Annotated in this window: 14 protein-coding genes and 1 other annotated feature; of the genes, 8 read left to right on the top strand and 6 right to left on the bottom strand. The window is 53.7% G+C overall.

Translation table 11 applies throughout. The annotated features are described in order from the left end of the window. Position 1: 1 nt before the first annotated feature. The 3 genes from yidD to rpmH are packed head-to-tail and all read right to left on the bottom strand — an operon-like array spanning position 2 to position 739. Entirely contained in the window at positions 2-259 is a 258-nt protein-coding gene (gene yidD / locus ACFX4U_RS08845) for a membrane protein insertion efficiency factor YidD (protein WP_017458070.1), read from the bottom strand. Further along, positions 223-582 carry a ribonuclease P protein component gene (gene rnpA, locus ACFX4U_RS08840; protein WP_017458071.1) on the bottom strand — a complete coding sequence of 120 codons (360 nt, stop codon included), beginning with the start codon at positions 580-582 and terminating at the stop codon, positions 223-225. The genes yidD and rnpA overlap by 37 nt, the downstream gene beginning before the upstream one ends. Positions 583-598: 16 nt before the next feature. Beyond that, positions 599-739 (bottom strand): 50S ribosomal protein L34, encoded by a 141-nt coding sequence (gene rpmH / locus ACFX4U_RS08835; protein WP_000831330.1) that lies wholly within the window; start codon positions 737-739, stop codon positions 599-601. Between the two features lie 606 nt (positions 740-1,345). On the opposite strand from rpmH, the gene dnaA reads away from it, so the two are divergent. The 5 genes from dnaA to yidA all read left to right on the top strand — a co-directional run bounded on the left by dnaA (position 1,346) and on the right by yidA (position 8,474). Further along, positions 1,346-2,743 carry a chromosomal replication initiator protein DnaA gene (gene dnaA, locus ACFX4U_RS08830; protein ID WP_017458072.1) on the top strand — a complete coding sequence of 466 codons (1,398 nt, stop codon included), beginning with the start codon at positions 1,346-1,348 and terminating at the stop codon, positions 2,741-2,743. 4 nt (positions 2,744-2,747) lie between these two features. Then, complete coding sequence (gene dnaN, locus ACFX4U_RS08825) at positions 2,748-3,848, top strand: DNA polymerase III subunit beta (protein ID WP_313509729.1); 1,101 nt, start codon at positions 2,748-2,750, stop codon at positions 3,846-3,848. Between the two features lie 146 nt (positions 3,849-3,994). Beyond that, positions 3,995-5,068 carry a DNA replication/repair protein RecF gene (gene recF, locus ACFX4U_RS08820; protein WP_313509726.1) on the top strand — a complete coding sequence of 358 codons (1,074 nt, stop codon included), beginning with the start codon at positions 3,995-3,997 and terminating at the stop codon, positions 5,066-5,068. Between the two features lie 28 nt (positions 5,069-5,096). Next, positions 5,097-7,511 carry a DNA topoisomerase (ATP-hydrolyzing) subunit B gene (gene gyrB / locus ACFX4U_RS08815; protein WP_305734609.1) on the top strand — a complete coding sequence of 805 codons (2,415 nt, stop codon included), beginning with the start codon at positions 5,097-5,099 and terminating at the stop codon, positions 7,509-7,511. 150 nt (positions 7,512-7,661) lie between these two features. Beyond that, a complete protein-coding gene (gene yidA, locus ACFX4U_RS08810; protein WP_200551107.1) occupies positions 7,662-8,474 on the top strand; it encodes a sugar-phosphatase in 813 nt (270 codons plus the stop codon). A 21-nt stretch (positions 8,475-8,495) separates the two neighbouring features. Here yidA and ACFX4U_RS08805 read toward each other — a convergent pair whose 3' ends face one another. Further along, positions 8,496-9,584 carry an FAD-binding protein gene (locus ACFX4U_RS08805; protein ID WP_313509724.1) on the bottom strand — a complete coding sequence of 363 codons (1,089 nt, stop codon included), beginning with the start codon at positions 9,582-9,584 and terminating at the stop codon, positions 8,496-8,498. 124 nt (positions 9,585-9,708) lie between these two features. On the opposite strand from ACFX4U_RS08805, the gene ACFX4U_RS08800 reads away from it, so the two are divergent. Next, a complete protein-coding gene (locus tag ACFX4U_RS08800; protein ID WP_313509721.1) occupies positions 9,709-10,935 on the top strand; it encodes a DUF3748 domain-containing protein in 1,227 nt (408 codons plus the stop codon). 1 nt (position 10,936) lies between these two features. Here the strand turns inward: ACFX4U_RS08800 and ACFX4U_RS08795 are convergent, their stop codons facing one another. Continuing rightward, positions 10,937-11,263 carry a YceK/YidQ family lipoprotein gene (locus tag ACFX4U_RS08795; RefSeq protein WP_305734611.1) on the bottom strand — a complete coding sequence of 109 codons (327 nt, stop codon included), beginning with the start codon at positions 11,261-11,263 and terminating at the stop codon, positions 10,937-10,939. Between the two features lie 242 nt (positions 11,264-11,505). Beyond that, positions 11,506-11,581 (top strand) — a sequence feature (ROSE (Repression Of Heat Shock gene Expression) occurs in the 5'-region of heat shock genes and acts as an RNA thermometer to modulate expression.). On the opposite strand from ACFX4U_RS08795, the gene ibpA reads away from it, so the two are divergent. After that, positions 11,575-11,988, top strand: a complete 414-nt coding sequence (ibpA, locus tag ACFX4U_RS08790; protein ID WP_017458080.1) for a small heat shock chaperone IbpA — start codon at positions 11,575-11,577, stop codon at positions 11,986-11,988. Its footprint overlaps the feature before it by 7 nt. 110 nt (positions 11,989-12,098) lie before the next feature. Continuing rightward, positions 12,099-12,527 carry a small heat shock chaperone IbpB gene (gene ibpB / locus ACFX4U_RS08785; protein WP_200551111.1) on the top strand — a complete coding sequence of 143 codons (429 nt, stop codon included), beginning with the start codon at positions 12,099-12,101 and terminating at the stop codon, positions 12,525-12,527. 43 nt (positions 12,528-12,570) lie between these two features. On the opposite strand, the gene oxlT is transcribed toward ibpB, so the two are convergent. Continuing rightward, positions 12,571-13,833, bottom strand: a complete 1,263-nt coding sequence (gene oxlT, locus ACFX4U_RS08780) for an oxalate/formate MFS antiporter (protein WP_313509717.1) — start codon at positions 13,831-13,833, stop codon at positions 12,571-12,573. Positions 13,834-13,896 lie beyond the last annotated feature (63 nt).

The following is a 13,896-nucleotide window of genomic DNA, read 5'->3' as shown; positions in this document are numbered from 1 at the left end:
GTTAGTGTTCTCTGGTTTTAGAAGGTCCTGGCGGGACGGGATCGTCTCCACCCGGGTGTAAAGGGTGGCATTTTAATACGCGTTTCACTGTCAACCAACTGCCTTTTATCACTCCAAACCTGCGCAATGCCTCAATTCCATAGTGAGAGCAGGTTGGAGTGAAACGGCAGTGCGGCCCGAGTAGCGGACTAATCAGGCGTTGATAGACCCGAATGAGGGCTATCAGGACCCTTGAGCCAGGCGACAATGGCGGCGCCATAATTTTTCCAACGCTTCCGAGAGAGCACGGTTATCGAGGTCGGCAACCCCTTTCTTCGCCACCACCACAAAATCCATTGCCGGCAGTTCATGCTGGCGTAAACGGAAACTTTCACGCGTCAGACGTTTAATCCGATTGCGTTCATGGGCGCGTTTGACGTTTTTTTTGGCGACGGTAAGACCGATACGGGGATGCCCCAGCGAATTCAGGCGGCCGAGGATGGTGATTTGCGGCGTGCCAGCCCGTTGTGGCTGCTGGAAGACGAAAGTGAAATGAGTGGGAGTTAACAAACGTAACTCCCTGGGAAAAGCGAGCTTAACCACTCAGGGGTTAGCTTTATTACTTGGAAACGGTCAGACGTGCGCGGCCTTTAGCGCGACGACGAGCCAGAACCTGGCGACCATTTTTAGTAGCCATACGAGCACGGAAGCCGTGAGAACGGTTGCGCTTCAGTACAGACGGTTGAAAAGTGCGTTTCATGGCGGTTTCTACCTAAACTTGAATAAATTCACTGACTTTTGCGTATGCCTGAACGGATATCGAACGACTGGCGCGCAAGCCATGGGTAATTAAAGAGGCCGGATTGTAATAATTGTACACTCCGGAGTCAATTCTCTTTCCTTATTGCGCTCCTATTTTTGCACAGATCCGCACAAAAAATAAGCAGCATTCGACGCCCGAAGAAGAGCAAGACGCGCCGGGGGCAGAATTATACGGAGCCAACAGCAAAGCGCAAGGATCCTCCAGGATCTTCATTAGATCGTTTAAGCAATAAATCAGCGTTACTCATTAAATTTTCCAATATGCGGCGTAAATCGTCTCGCACGTCTGGTCGGATCGTTTACACTTACCCGATTCCGAATCGCCCTGTGGATAAATAGTGAAGAATCTGTGAGAAACACAAGATCTCTGCCTCGGTTTACGCTATGATCCGCGGTCCCGATCGCGATCCAGGATCGTGAGCAGGGCAAAAAACCGTAAATAGCGGTTCGCACGTCACCCGGTTGGGTCTTATCGACGTGTGTCAAAAAACATTAATGTTTCTGTCTTTACTATTTATCGATTTTCGTTCGAGTGGAGTCCGCCGTGTCACTTTCGCTTTGGCAGCAGTGTCTTGCCCGATTGCAGGATGAGTTACCAGCCACAGAATTTAGTATGTGGATACGCCCGTTGCAGGCGGAACTGAGCGATAACACGCTGGCTTTGTATGCGCCAAACCGTTTTGTCCTCGACTGGGTTAGGGACAAATACCTTAATAATATTAATGGGCTGCTGAATGATTTCTGCGGCACGGATGTTCCGCAGCTGCGTTTTGAAGTGGGCACCCGCCCGGTTAGCCAGACCCTGAAAGAACCTGCCGTTGTCGCTGCGCCCGCGCAGGCGGCGCAAGTGGTTGTGCAGCGTGCGGCACCTGCGGCTCGTCCTGGTTGGGATAATGTCCCGGCGCCGGCAGAACCGACCTACCGCTCAAACGTTAACGTGAAACATACCTTTGATAACTTCGTTGAAGGTAAGTCTAACCAGCTGGCTCGTGCGGCAGCTCGCCAGGTCGCAGATAACCCCGGCGGTGCGTATAACCCGTTGTTTTTATATGGTGGAACCGGTCTCGGTAAAACGCACTTGTTGCATGCGGTGGGTAACGGCATTGTGGCGCGAAAGCCCAACGCGAAAGTGGTGTATATGCACTCCGAGCGCTTTGTCCAGGACATGGTAAAAGCCCTGCAAAACAATGCGATCGAAGAGTTTAAACGCTACTACCGCTCCGTTGACGCCCTGCTGATCGACGATATTCAATTCTTTGCCAATAAAGAACGATCTCAGGAAGAGTTTTTCCACACCTTTAACGCCTTGCTTGAAGGCAATCAGCAGATCATTTTGACGTCAGATCGTTATCCAAAAGAGATCAACGGCGTTGAGGATCGTCTGAAATCCCGCTTCGGCTGGGGGTTAACGGTGGCGATCGAGCCGCCGGAGCTGGAAACTCGCGTCGCGATCCTGATGAAAAAGGCCGACGAAAACGATATTCGTCTGCCGGGTGAAGTGGCCTTCTTTATTGCTAAGCGCCTGCGTTCTAACGTGCGTGAACTGGAAGGGGCGCTGAATCGCGTTATCGCCAACGCCAACTTTACTGGCCGCGCGATTACTATCGATTTTGTCCGTGAGGCGCTGCGCGATTTGCTGGCGTTGCAGGAAAAACTGGTCACCATCGACAATATTCAAAAGACGGTGGCGGAGTATTACAAGATCAAGGTAGCGGATCTGCTGTCGAAGCGTCGATCCCGTTCGGTAGCCCGCCCGCGTCAGATGGCGATGGCGCTGGCGAAGGAGCTGACCAACCATAGTCTGCCGGAAATCGGCGATGCATTTGGTGGTCGCGACCATACTACCGTGCTGCACGCCTGCCGTAAGATTGAGCAGTTGCGTGAAGAAAGCCATGATATCAAAGAAGATTTTTCCAATTTAATCAGAACATTATCTTCGTGACGCTATGAAATTTACCGTTGAACGTGAACAATTATTAAAGCCGCTGCAACAGGTAAGCGGCCCGCTGGGCGGACGTCCAACGTTGCCTATCCTCGGTAATCTGCTGCTGCAGGTTACTGAAGGCGCGTTGTCGCTGACCGGTACCGATCTCGAAATGGAGATGGTGGCGCGTCTTGCGTTAGTCCAGCCGCATGAACAGGGAGCGACCACCGTACCGGCGCGTAAATTCTTCGACATCTGTCGCGGTCTGCCGGAAGGCGCAGAAATCGCCGTGCAGCTGGAAGGCGAGCGTATGCTGATCCGTTCCGGGCGCAGCCGTTTCTCTCTTTCTACATTGCCTGCTGCAGATTTCCCGAATCTGGACGATTGGCAAAGCGAAGTGGAGTTCACGCTCCCGCAGGCCACTATGAAACGCCTGATCGAAGCGACACAGTTTTCGATGGCGCATCAGGATGTACGTTACTACTTAAACGGCATGCTGTTTGAAACCGAAGGCGAAGAGTTGCGCACGGTTGCCACTGACGGTCACCGTCTGGCGGTCTGCTCGATGCCGATTGGTCAGGCGTTGCCGAACCATTCGGTGATCGTGCCGCGTAAAGGGGTGATTGAGCTGATGCGTATGCTCGACGGCGGTGATACGCCGCTGCGCGTGCAGATTGGCAGCAATAACATCCGTGCGCACGTTGGCGATTTCATTTTTACCTCCAAGCTTGTTGACGGCCGTTTCCCGGATTATCGCCGCGTATTGCCGAAAAACCCGGATAAAACTCTCGAAGCGGGCTGCGATTCGCTGAAACAGGCATTTGCCCGCGCGGCGATCCTCTCTAACGAGAAATTCCGCGGCGTGCGTCTGTATGTCAGTGAGAACCAGATTAAAATCACCGCCAACAACCCGGAGCAGGAAGAAGCGGAAGAGTTTCTCGACGTCACCTACGGCGGGAGCGAAATGGAGATCGGCTTTAACGTCAGCTATGTGCTGGACGTACTGAATGCGCTGAAATGTGAAAATGTGCGCATTCTGCTGACGGATTCGGTTTCGAGTGTGCAGATTGAGGATGCGGCGAGCCAAAGCGCAGCCTATGTTGTTATGCCAATGCGTTTGTAGTGATTAAAAGGGGCTGGTTTACTTGCCATTTCGCCTTCCGGCAGTGCTCGAAATGCTCACGTACTTCGTGTACGCTCCGCTTTCTGTGCGCTGGCGGTAGACGAACTGGCTGTGACACACACGCCCCTGGACTGATGCTCTGAACTATGTCACTGACCCGCCTTCTTATTAAAGACTTCCGTAACATCGAGAATGCGGATCTCGCGCTCTCCCCTGGTTTTAATTTTCTGGTTGGTGCTAATGGCAGCGGCAAAACCAGCGTGCTGGAAGCGATCTATACGCTCGGACATGGGCGGGCGTTTCGCAGTTTGCAAATCGGTCGTGTGATCCGTCATGAGCAGGAATCTTTTGTGCTGCACGGGCGTTTACAGGGCGCGGAGCGGGAAACGGCGATTGGCCTGACCAAAGACAAGCTCGGCGACAGCAAAGTGCGCATTGATGGCACCGACGGCCACAAAGTCGCGGAGCTGGCGCTGCTGATGCCGATGCAGCTGATCACGCCGGAGGGGTTTACTTTACTCAACGGTGGCCCCAAATACCGAAGAGCGTTCCTTGACTGGGGATGCTTTCACAACGAAACCGGTTTTTTCACCGCCTGGAGCAATCTCAAGCGTTTGCTGAAACAGCGTAACGCCGCGTTGCGCCAGGTGAGCCACTACGCGCAGCTTCGTCCATGGGACAAAGAACTTATCCCGCTGGCCGAGCAAATCAGCCGCTGGCGTGGGGAATACAGCACCGCTATCGCTGAAGATATGGCGGATACCTGCCAACAATTTTTGCCGGAGTTCTCTCTCACCTTCTCTTTCCAGCGCGGATGGGAGAAAGAGACGGACTACGGCGACGTGCTGGAGCGCAATTTTGAGCGCGACCGCATGCTGACCTACACCGCACACGGCCCGCACAAGGCGGATTTCCGCATTCGTGCGGACGGCGCGCCGGTAGAAGATACGCTGTCGCGCGGGCAGCTAAAACTCCTGATGTGCGCGCTGCGTCTGGCGCAGGGTGAGTTTTTAACGCGCGAGAGCGGACGACGCTGTTTATACCTGATAGATGATTTTGCCTCAGAACTTGATGACGCGAAGCGCGGGCTGTTAGCCAGCCGCTTAAAAGCGACGCAGTCGCAGGTTTTCGTCAGCGCTATCAGCGCTGATCACGTGATGGACATGTCGGACAAAAATTCGAAGATGTTCACCGTGGAAAAGGGTAAAATAACGGATTAACCCAAGATTAAATGAGCGAGAAACGTTGATGTCGAATTCTTATGACTCCTCCAGTATCAAAGTCCTGAAAGGGCTGGATGCGGTACGTAAGCGCCCGGGCATGTATATCGGCGATACGGATGACGGCACCGGTCTGCACCACATGGTATTCGAGGTGGTAGATAACGCTATCGACGAAGCGCTCGCAGGGTACTGTAAAGATATTATCGTCACTATTCATAGCGATAACTCCGTCTCCGTACAGGATGATGGTCGTGGTATTCCTACCGGTATTCACCCTGAAGAGGGCGTTTCCGCTGCGGAAGTGATCATGACCGTTCTGCACGCAGGCGGTAAGTTCGACGATAACTCCTATAAAGTTTCCGGTGGTCTGCACGGCGTGGGTGTTTCCGTGGTTAACGCTCTGTCGCAGAAACTGGAGCTGGTTATCCAGCGCGATAACAAAATTCACCGCCAAATTTATGAGCATGGCGTTCCGCAGGCACCGCTGGCGGTTACCGGCGATACCGAAAAAACCGGGACGATGGTGCGTTTCTGGCCGAGCTATGAAACGTTTACCAACGTTATTGAATTCGAATATGAGATTCTGGCGAAGCGCCTGCGTGAACTGTCATTCCTGAACTCTGGTGTGTCTATCCGCCTGCGTGACAAGCGCGATGGCAAAGAAGATCACTTCCATTACGAAGGCGGCATCAAGGCGTTTGTTGAATACCTCAACAAGAACAAAACGCCGATCCACCCGAATATCTTTTATTTCTCCACTGAAAAAGACGGTATCGGCGTCGAAGTTGCGCTGCAATGGAACGATGGTTTCCAGGAAAACATCTACTGCTTTACCAACAACATTCCGCAGCGCGATGGCGGCACTCACCTTGCAGGCTTCCGCGCGGCGATGACCCGTACGCTGAATGCCTATATGGATAAAGAGGGCTACAGCAAGAAAGCCAAAGTCAGCGCCACTGGCGACGATGCCCGTGAAGGCCTGATTGCGGTCGTGTCTGTGAAAGTGCCGGACCCGAAATTCTCCTCGCAGACCAAAGATAAATTGGTCTCTTCCGAGGTGAAAACAGCGGTAGAACAGCAGATGAACGAACTGCTCAATGAATACCTGCTGGAAAACCCGTCCGACGCGAAAATCGTGGTAGGCAAAATTATCGACGCAGCACGTGCGCGTGAAGCAGCACGTAAAGCGCGTGAAATGACCCGTCGTAAAGGCGCGCTGGATCTTGCCGGCCTGCCAGGCAAGCTGGCGGATTGTCAGGAACGCGACCCGGCGTTGTCCGAACTCTACCTGGTGGAAGGGGACTCCGCGGGCGGTTCTGCGAAGCAGGGCCGTAACCGTAAAAACCAGGCGATTCTGCCGCTGAAAGGCAAAATCCTGAACGTTGAGAAAGCGCGTTTCGACAAGATGCTCTCTTCTCAGGAAGTGGCGACGCTTATTACTGCGCTGGGCTGCGGCATCGGCCGCGATGAGTACAACCCGGATAAACTGCGTTATCACAGCATCATCATCATGACCGATGCGGACGTCGATGGTTCGCACATCCGTACGCTGCTGCTGACCTTCTTCTACCGTCAGATGCCGGAAATCGTTGAGCGTGGCCATGTCTACATTGCGCAGCCGCCGCTGTACAAAGTGAAAAAAGGCAAGCAGGAGCAGTACATCAAAGATGATGAAGCGATGGATCAATACCAGATCGCTATCGCGCTTGATGGCGCAACCCTGCATACCAACGCCAGTGCGCCAGCATTAGCCGGTGAGCCGCTGGAAAAACTGGTTGCGGAGTACAATGCAGCGCAGAAAATGATTGGTCGCATGGAGCGCCGTTTCCCGCGCGCGCTGTTGAAAGAGCTGGTGTATCAGCCGACGCTGGCCGAAGCCGACCTTTCCGACGAACAGAAAGTGACACGCTGGGTCAATGCCCTGGTTACTGAGCTCAACGAAAAAGAGCAGCACGGTAGCCAGTGGAAGTACGATGTGCGTGTTAATAGCGAGCTGAACCACTTCGAGCCGATTATTCGCGTACGTACTCACGGCGTCGACACGGATTATCCGCTGGATAACGAGTTTGTTGTCGGTGGCGAATACCGTCGTCTCTGCGCGTTGGGTGAAAAGCTGCGTGGTCTGATCGAAGAAGACGCCTTTATCGAACGCGGCGAGCGCCGTCAGCCGGTTGCCAGCTTCGAGCAGGCGCTGGACTGGCTGGTGAAAGAGTCCCGCCGTGGTCTCGCTATCCAGCGTTATAAAGGTCTGGGCGAAATGAACCCGGATCAGCTGTGGGAAACCACTATGGATCCGGACAGCCGCCGTATGCTGCGCGTGACCGTTAAAGACGCGATTGCTGCAGACCAGCTGTTCACCACGCTGATGGGCGATGCGGTTGAACCGCGCCGCGCCTTTATCGAAGAAAACGCCCTGAAAGCGGCGAACATCGATATCTGATCCGCTGTTTCCCCTCTCCATCTGGAGAGGGGAAATTTAAAAGAGGCAGTTCCCGCCCCGTTTCTATCCCCCTTTTCCCGCCATCTCCGTGCTGTTTTTTGAGCGGAATCGCGTTAGCATGAGCCTGGAAATATCTCATCTGGGGATCTCATGGCTATTAAACTTATTGCAATCGATATGGACGGCACGCTGCTACTGCCGGACCACACCATCTCTCCCGCAGTTAAAAACGCGATCGCCGCCGCACGCGAACGCGGTATTAACGTGGTGCTGACCACCGGTCGGCCTTACGCGGGCGTACACAGCTACATGAAAGAGCTGCATATGGAACGGGAAGGAGATTATTGCATTACCTATAACGGCGCACTGGTACAGAATGCCAGCGATGGCAGCACTGTCGCGCAAACTGCGCTGAGCTATGATGATTACCGCTATCTGGAAAAACTCTCCCGCGAAGTGGGTTCCCACTTTCACGCGCTGGATCGCAATACGCTCTACACCGCTAACCGCGACATCAGCTACTACACCGTGCATGAATCGTATGTCGCCACTATTCCGCTGGTGTTCTGTGAAGCGGAAAAAATGGATCCGGCAATCCAGTTGCTGAAAGTGATGATGATTGATGAACCAACCATTCTCGATCAGGCCATTGCCCGTATTCCGCAGGAAGTGAAAGAGAAATATACCGTGCTGAAAAGCGCGCCGTACTTCCTCGAAATCCTCGATAAACGTGTAAACAAAGGCACCGGCGTTAAATCGCTGGCCGATGCGCTGAATATTAAACAAGAGGAGATCATGGCGATTGGCGATCAGGAAAATGACATCGCGATGATTGAATACGCCGGCGTTGGCGTGGCAATGGATAACGCCATTCCCTCGGTGAAAGAGGCGGCGAATTTCGTCACCAAATCGAACCTGGAAGACGGCGTTGCCTACGCGATTGAGAAATTTGCGCTGAACTAAGCCGTAACATGCGCAAGGGCGCTACGCCCTTGCCGCTGTTGTCGGTTTTTCTGCGGTCAGTGGGATATGCGCAACACCGCTTTTCATGATCCATTTGCGTAACCATGGTGTGGCCAGAATGCGGTTTTTGAAGATTTTTCCCAGCAGTTTTACGCGTAATCCCCGCGTTTTTCGGCGATAAACGGTATTCGCGTTATCCGGTGCATTACAAAGCACGCCGCTGAGGATTTCGGCGCTATCCAGCGCATAACTGATGCCTTCGAGCGAGCTGGCGCTAATAAAACCAGCCGCTTCACCAATCAAAAACGCATTATCTTCTCCACAGACAAAATCATCCCAGCGCGACGGGCATAACACCGTACATTTCTCGCTTTTCACTATTTCGCCGAAGCGAAAATTGAACGCTTCCAGCCGCGTTTTCAGCGCCTCAAAATTTTCACGGCTGTTTTTCAACGCAAACGCGCCGCCGAAAATAAAGTAGCCCTCCTTGCTGATGCTCCACGCGTAACAATCGGTGGTCGCGTTATCAAAAACGCAGGAGTAGAACGGCTGTGGATGTCGGTCTTTAAACCACTGTTGCAGCGCGACATATTTACGAATTTCATGCGCCGGATAGATAACCCGCCTCACCATCGAATTTGCGCCGTCTGCACCCACCAGATAGCGGCATGTCACAGTGGATTCCGCACCTTCGGCGCAAAATGTCAGATGCCAGAGATCGTTTTCACGCCAGATTTTTCGGCACAGCGCATCGTGGTAAACGTTGACCGAAGGTGGAATCAACGATTTCATCCACAAATCAAACGCATGGCGATCGATATTCAGGTAACTGCGCTGGTAGTTTCGCGTAAGGCCACTTTGCACATCGACCGTACGCACGCTAAAAATCTGCGGATCGGCCATCACCTGCACCGGAAGCGTAATACCTGCACGGATAAACGCCCGCTGCGCATCGGGTGCCAGCAGCCCACCGCAAGGTTTTTTAAAGCCGCGATTGCCCTGCTGCTGCTTTTTATCCAGCGCGATAACGCTCAGGTTCCCGGCTAACTGTCGCGCCAGCGCCGCGCCTGCTGGCCCAAGACCGATTATTGCCATGTCAAAATGCTGCATCATTTCCTCCTGTGTCGAGCGAGGAAGGCTAAACCGTGTCTGTGAAGAGACCGTGAAGTGCAGAGTAGGCGGATCCCGCGCATTGCGATACCCTGAGGCGACATTATGGCTTTAGGGTCTTTTCATGAAACAGCTCACCTTTGCCCCACGCAATCATCAACTTACCAATATCAACACCTGGACGGCGGACAGCCAGTGGCTGGTTTTTGATGTTCGTCCTTCTGGCGCATCGTTTACCGGTAAAACCATTGAGCGGGTCAATGTGCGCAACGGTGACATTGAGGTGCTGTATACCGCAACACACGGTGCGCATGTCGGAGTGGTGACGGTGAATCCTGGAGCGCAAGAGTATGTCTTTATCCACGGTCCGGAAAACCCGGACGCCAGCTGGCAGTATGATTTTCACCATCGGCGCGGTGTGATGTTGGCGAACGGTATCGCCCGTAATCTTGATGCGCTGGACATTACCGCGCCTTACACGCCCGGTGCGTTACGCGGCGGCACACATGTGCATGTGTTTAGCCCGAATGGCGAGTTTGTGAGCTTCACGTATAACGACCATGTATTGCACGAGCGCGATCCGGCCCTGGATTTACGCAATGTCGGCGTTGCGGTGCCGTTTGGCCCGGTAACGCCGCCTTGTACGCATCCACGCGAATATAGCGGAAGTCACTGGAGTGTTTTGGTCAGCCGCACGACGCCCGTGCCACAACCGGGCAGTGATGAGATCAATCGCGCGTATGAAGAGGGTTGGGTGGGCAACCAGCGGCTGGCGTTTATCGGCGATACCTTGTCGCACAGCGGTGAAAAAGTGCCGGAGCTGTTTATTGTTGCGCTTCCCGGCAATGAACAGGGCTGGAAAACGCCGGGCGATGCGCCATTAGCGGGCAGCGAAAAAACCCTGCCCGCGCCGCCAAAAGGTGTGATGCAAAAACGCCTAACGTTTACCCATCACCGCCGCTACCCAGGATTAGTGAATGTGCCGCGTCACTGGGTGCGCAGCAATCCGCAAGGCACGGCAATCGCCTTTCTGATGCGTGACGACAATGGCATTGTGCAATTGTGGCTGATAAGCCCGGACGGCGGCGAACCGCGCCAGTTAACGCATACCACAAACGGAATTCAGTCAGCTTTTAACTGGCATCCTTCCGGCGAGGCGCTGGGGTTTGTGCTGGAAAATCGCCTCGCGATGTGCGATGCGCAGTATGGCGATATCACCTTTTTGAGCGCCGATCATGCAAACCCGCCGTCGGCAGATGCGGTGGTGTTTTCACCGGATGGGAAGCAGATTGCCTGGATGGAAGAGGTGAACGGTTTCCGCCAGCTATGGGTGACGGAAACCGGCTGGTAATTTAATGCGCCGGCATGGGGGCGGGTGGGATCACCGAATCGGTCGCAAGCGCGGCTTTCTCGCTCTGTTCCACCCGCGATTTGAGAGAGTTATCGCGGCGGAAAAGATCCCACGGCAGCAACAGCGTATCCAGGATGGCTGTAAAGGGCATATCCAGCGCCACCAGTGATTTCGTGCCTATGCCGGTGTCATCATCAGACAGCATCGCCGAACTGGCGCGTGTGCCGGGGTACGTCCCCTCTTTGCCGCCAGTATGCGACATCACGCTTGAACATCCCGACAACACCATCCCGCTGAGCAATGCAGAAACTATCAGAATCGTTTTCATTTTCGATTTGTCATCGTTGTTTATCGTTTGAATGCTATCCGGGGGGTTATAGCCTCCCGAACGAGAAAGCGACAGCATTCGAGCTCCGCTCTGTGGCGGCATTCGCACTTTAACCATTTGTGCTGCAACCCCAGTCTATGCGTTGTGCCAGAAAGTGTAAAAAAAAGTCCGAATTGTGGGCTTGAAAACCTCTCCTTCAGCCGCATTTTAGGAATGTAGCCCGGGAACATGCCGGAAGGGTGTTCGGCTACGTTAGTTGCCTGTCCATTTTGGAAGGCATAAAAATCTCGCTGATTTCAGGAGCTTTAACTATGCGTAACTTCGATCTTTCCCCGCTTTATCGTTCAGCCATTGGTTTTGACCGTCTGTTTAACCTGCTGGAAAACAACCAGAACCAGAGCAATGGCGGTTACCCTCCGTACAACGTTGAGTTAGTGGATGAAAACCACTATCGCATCGCTATTGCTGTGGCCGGTTTCGCTGAAAGCGAGCTGGAAATCACCGCCCAGGACAACCTGCTGGTGGTGAAAGGTTCCCATACCGACGAACAAAAAGAGCGCACTTACCTCTATCAGGGCATCGCCGAACGTAACTTCGAGCGCAAATTCCAGTTGGCGGAAAATATCCACGTTAAAGGCGCCAATCTGGTCAACGGCCTGCTGTATGTCGATTTAGAACGCGTGATCCCGGAAGAGAAAAAACCGCGTCGTATCGAAATTAACTAATTATCCAGGGTCGCGGCTGGCGGCCCATCCCAGACATGCTCGCCGACAGGGAGCATATGTGAGCTTACGCGCTCGCAGGTATTCACTCGCTTCTTAGAAGGAGAAACACAATGCGTAACTACGATTTATCCCCGCTGCTGCGTCAATGGATCGGCTTTGACAAACTGGCTAACGCCCTGCAAACCACCAGTGAGCAACAGGCATTTCCGCCCTACAACATTGAGAAGGGCGATGACAATCACTACCGCATTACCCTCGCGCTGGCGGGTTTTCGCCAGGAAGAGCTGGATATCCAGCTGGAAAATGGGCGCTTAACCGTTAAAGGTACGCCGGAAAAACCGGCCAATGAGCCGAAATGGCTGCATCAGGGGCTGGTGATCCAGCCGTTTAGCCTGAGCTTTACGCTGGCCGACTATATGGAAGTCTCCGGCGCGACCTTCACCAACGGCCTGCTGCATATCGATCTGTTGCGTAACGTGCCGGAAAGTGCCGCGCCACAGCGCATTGCCATCAGCAATCGCCCGGCGTTAAACAGCTAACTGGTTAATAACGAAAAGGCTCCGCATGCGGAGCCTTTTTTGTTTATGCCCGCACGCCCTGCAAGAAGCGGTGACGCCAGGGTTTCAGCACAAAAAACGCCAATAGCGCGCAGAGAATATCCAGCGTAATGGCGCAGCCAAATACCAGATCCCAGCTACCGGTTTGCTGATACAGCAATGCCGCCAGCGGGCCGCCGAAAATCGAACCAATCCCCTGAGAAATATAGAGCCAGCCGTAATTCGCGGTGGCATGCTGCGTGCCAAAGGTGTCGGTGAGCGTGGCGGGAAACAGGGAGAAAATCTCGCCCCAGCCGAAAAATACCACCCCGGAAAGCAGCACAAACAGCAGCGGATCGTCTTTGCACAGCAACCACAGCGCCATTGCGCAGCCTTCCAGACCAAAGGCGATAAACATCATGTTTTCCCGGCCAATTCGGTCAGAAATATAACCGCACACCGGGCGCGTCAGCCCATTCATAAAACGGTCAATAGTCATTGCCAGCGGCAGCGCTGCCATGCCCATTACCGTTACGGCGGTGATGCCGAAATCCTCAGCGAAAATGGCCATCTGCGACGTCACCATCAGTCCTGAGGTAGACATCATGGTCATCATCGCAAACATCAACCAGAACAGCGGTTTGCGCAGCATCTCTTTCGGCGCAAAACTTCTGTCGCTCATCTTCAGGTTACTGGTGACGTCTTCTGTTCGGCTGCTGTACGGTGCCCGCAGCCCCTGGCTGGCGAGAAACCCGATGACCGCCATCAGCAGGCCAAATTGCCACAGCGTATTCTCCAGCCCTTTGGCGGCCAGTGATTGCGTCACCGGGAAAGTCGTCAGGATCGCGCCCATACCGTAGCCCGCCGCCACCATCCCTGTGGCAAATCCGCGTTTTTCCGGGAACCATCGCACCATCAGGCCAACCACGCCGATATAAACAATGCCGGTGCCAAGGCCGCCCAGTACGCCGTAATAAAGATAGAGTTCCGTCAGGCTGCTGATGGTGGCGGTCAGCATCCAGCTAACGCCGCTCAATACCGTGCCGATGGCAATCAACCGGCGTGGGCCAAACTTATCAATTAATCGCCCCTGAAAGGGGGAGAAGAAGGTTTGCAGAATAATCAGCAGCGAAAAGGTGAGCTGTATTTCCGCCAGGGGTACGTGCAGTTTTTCCATAAACGGTCGCGTCAGCAGTGCCCAGACATACTGCGGGCTGGAAATGGAAACCATGCATACCAGACCCAGCGCCAGTTGCATCCACTTTTTCGGGCTTGCTACCACCACGTTGGTCAATGTTGTATTTGTCATTCTGCCACCCTGTTGTTAACAAAAGTGGTCTTTTGCATTAACTATGCCATAACCTATTGTTGC

It is taken from the genome of Kosakonia sp. YIM B13588, assembly GCF_042788165.1.
Classification (GTDB): domain Bacteria; phylum Pseudomonadota; class Gammaproteobacteria; order Enterobacterales; family Enterobacteriaceae; genus Kosakonia; species Kosakonia sacchari.
The sequence above is the reverse complement of the archived record's forward strand: the minus strand, read 5'-3'. Positions and strand labels throughout refer to the sequence as shown.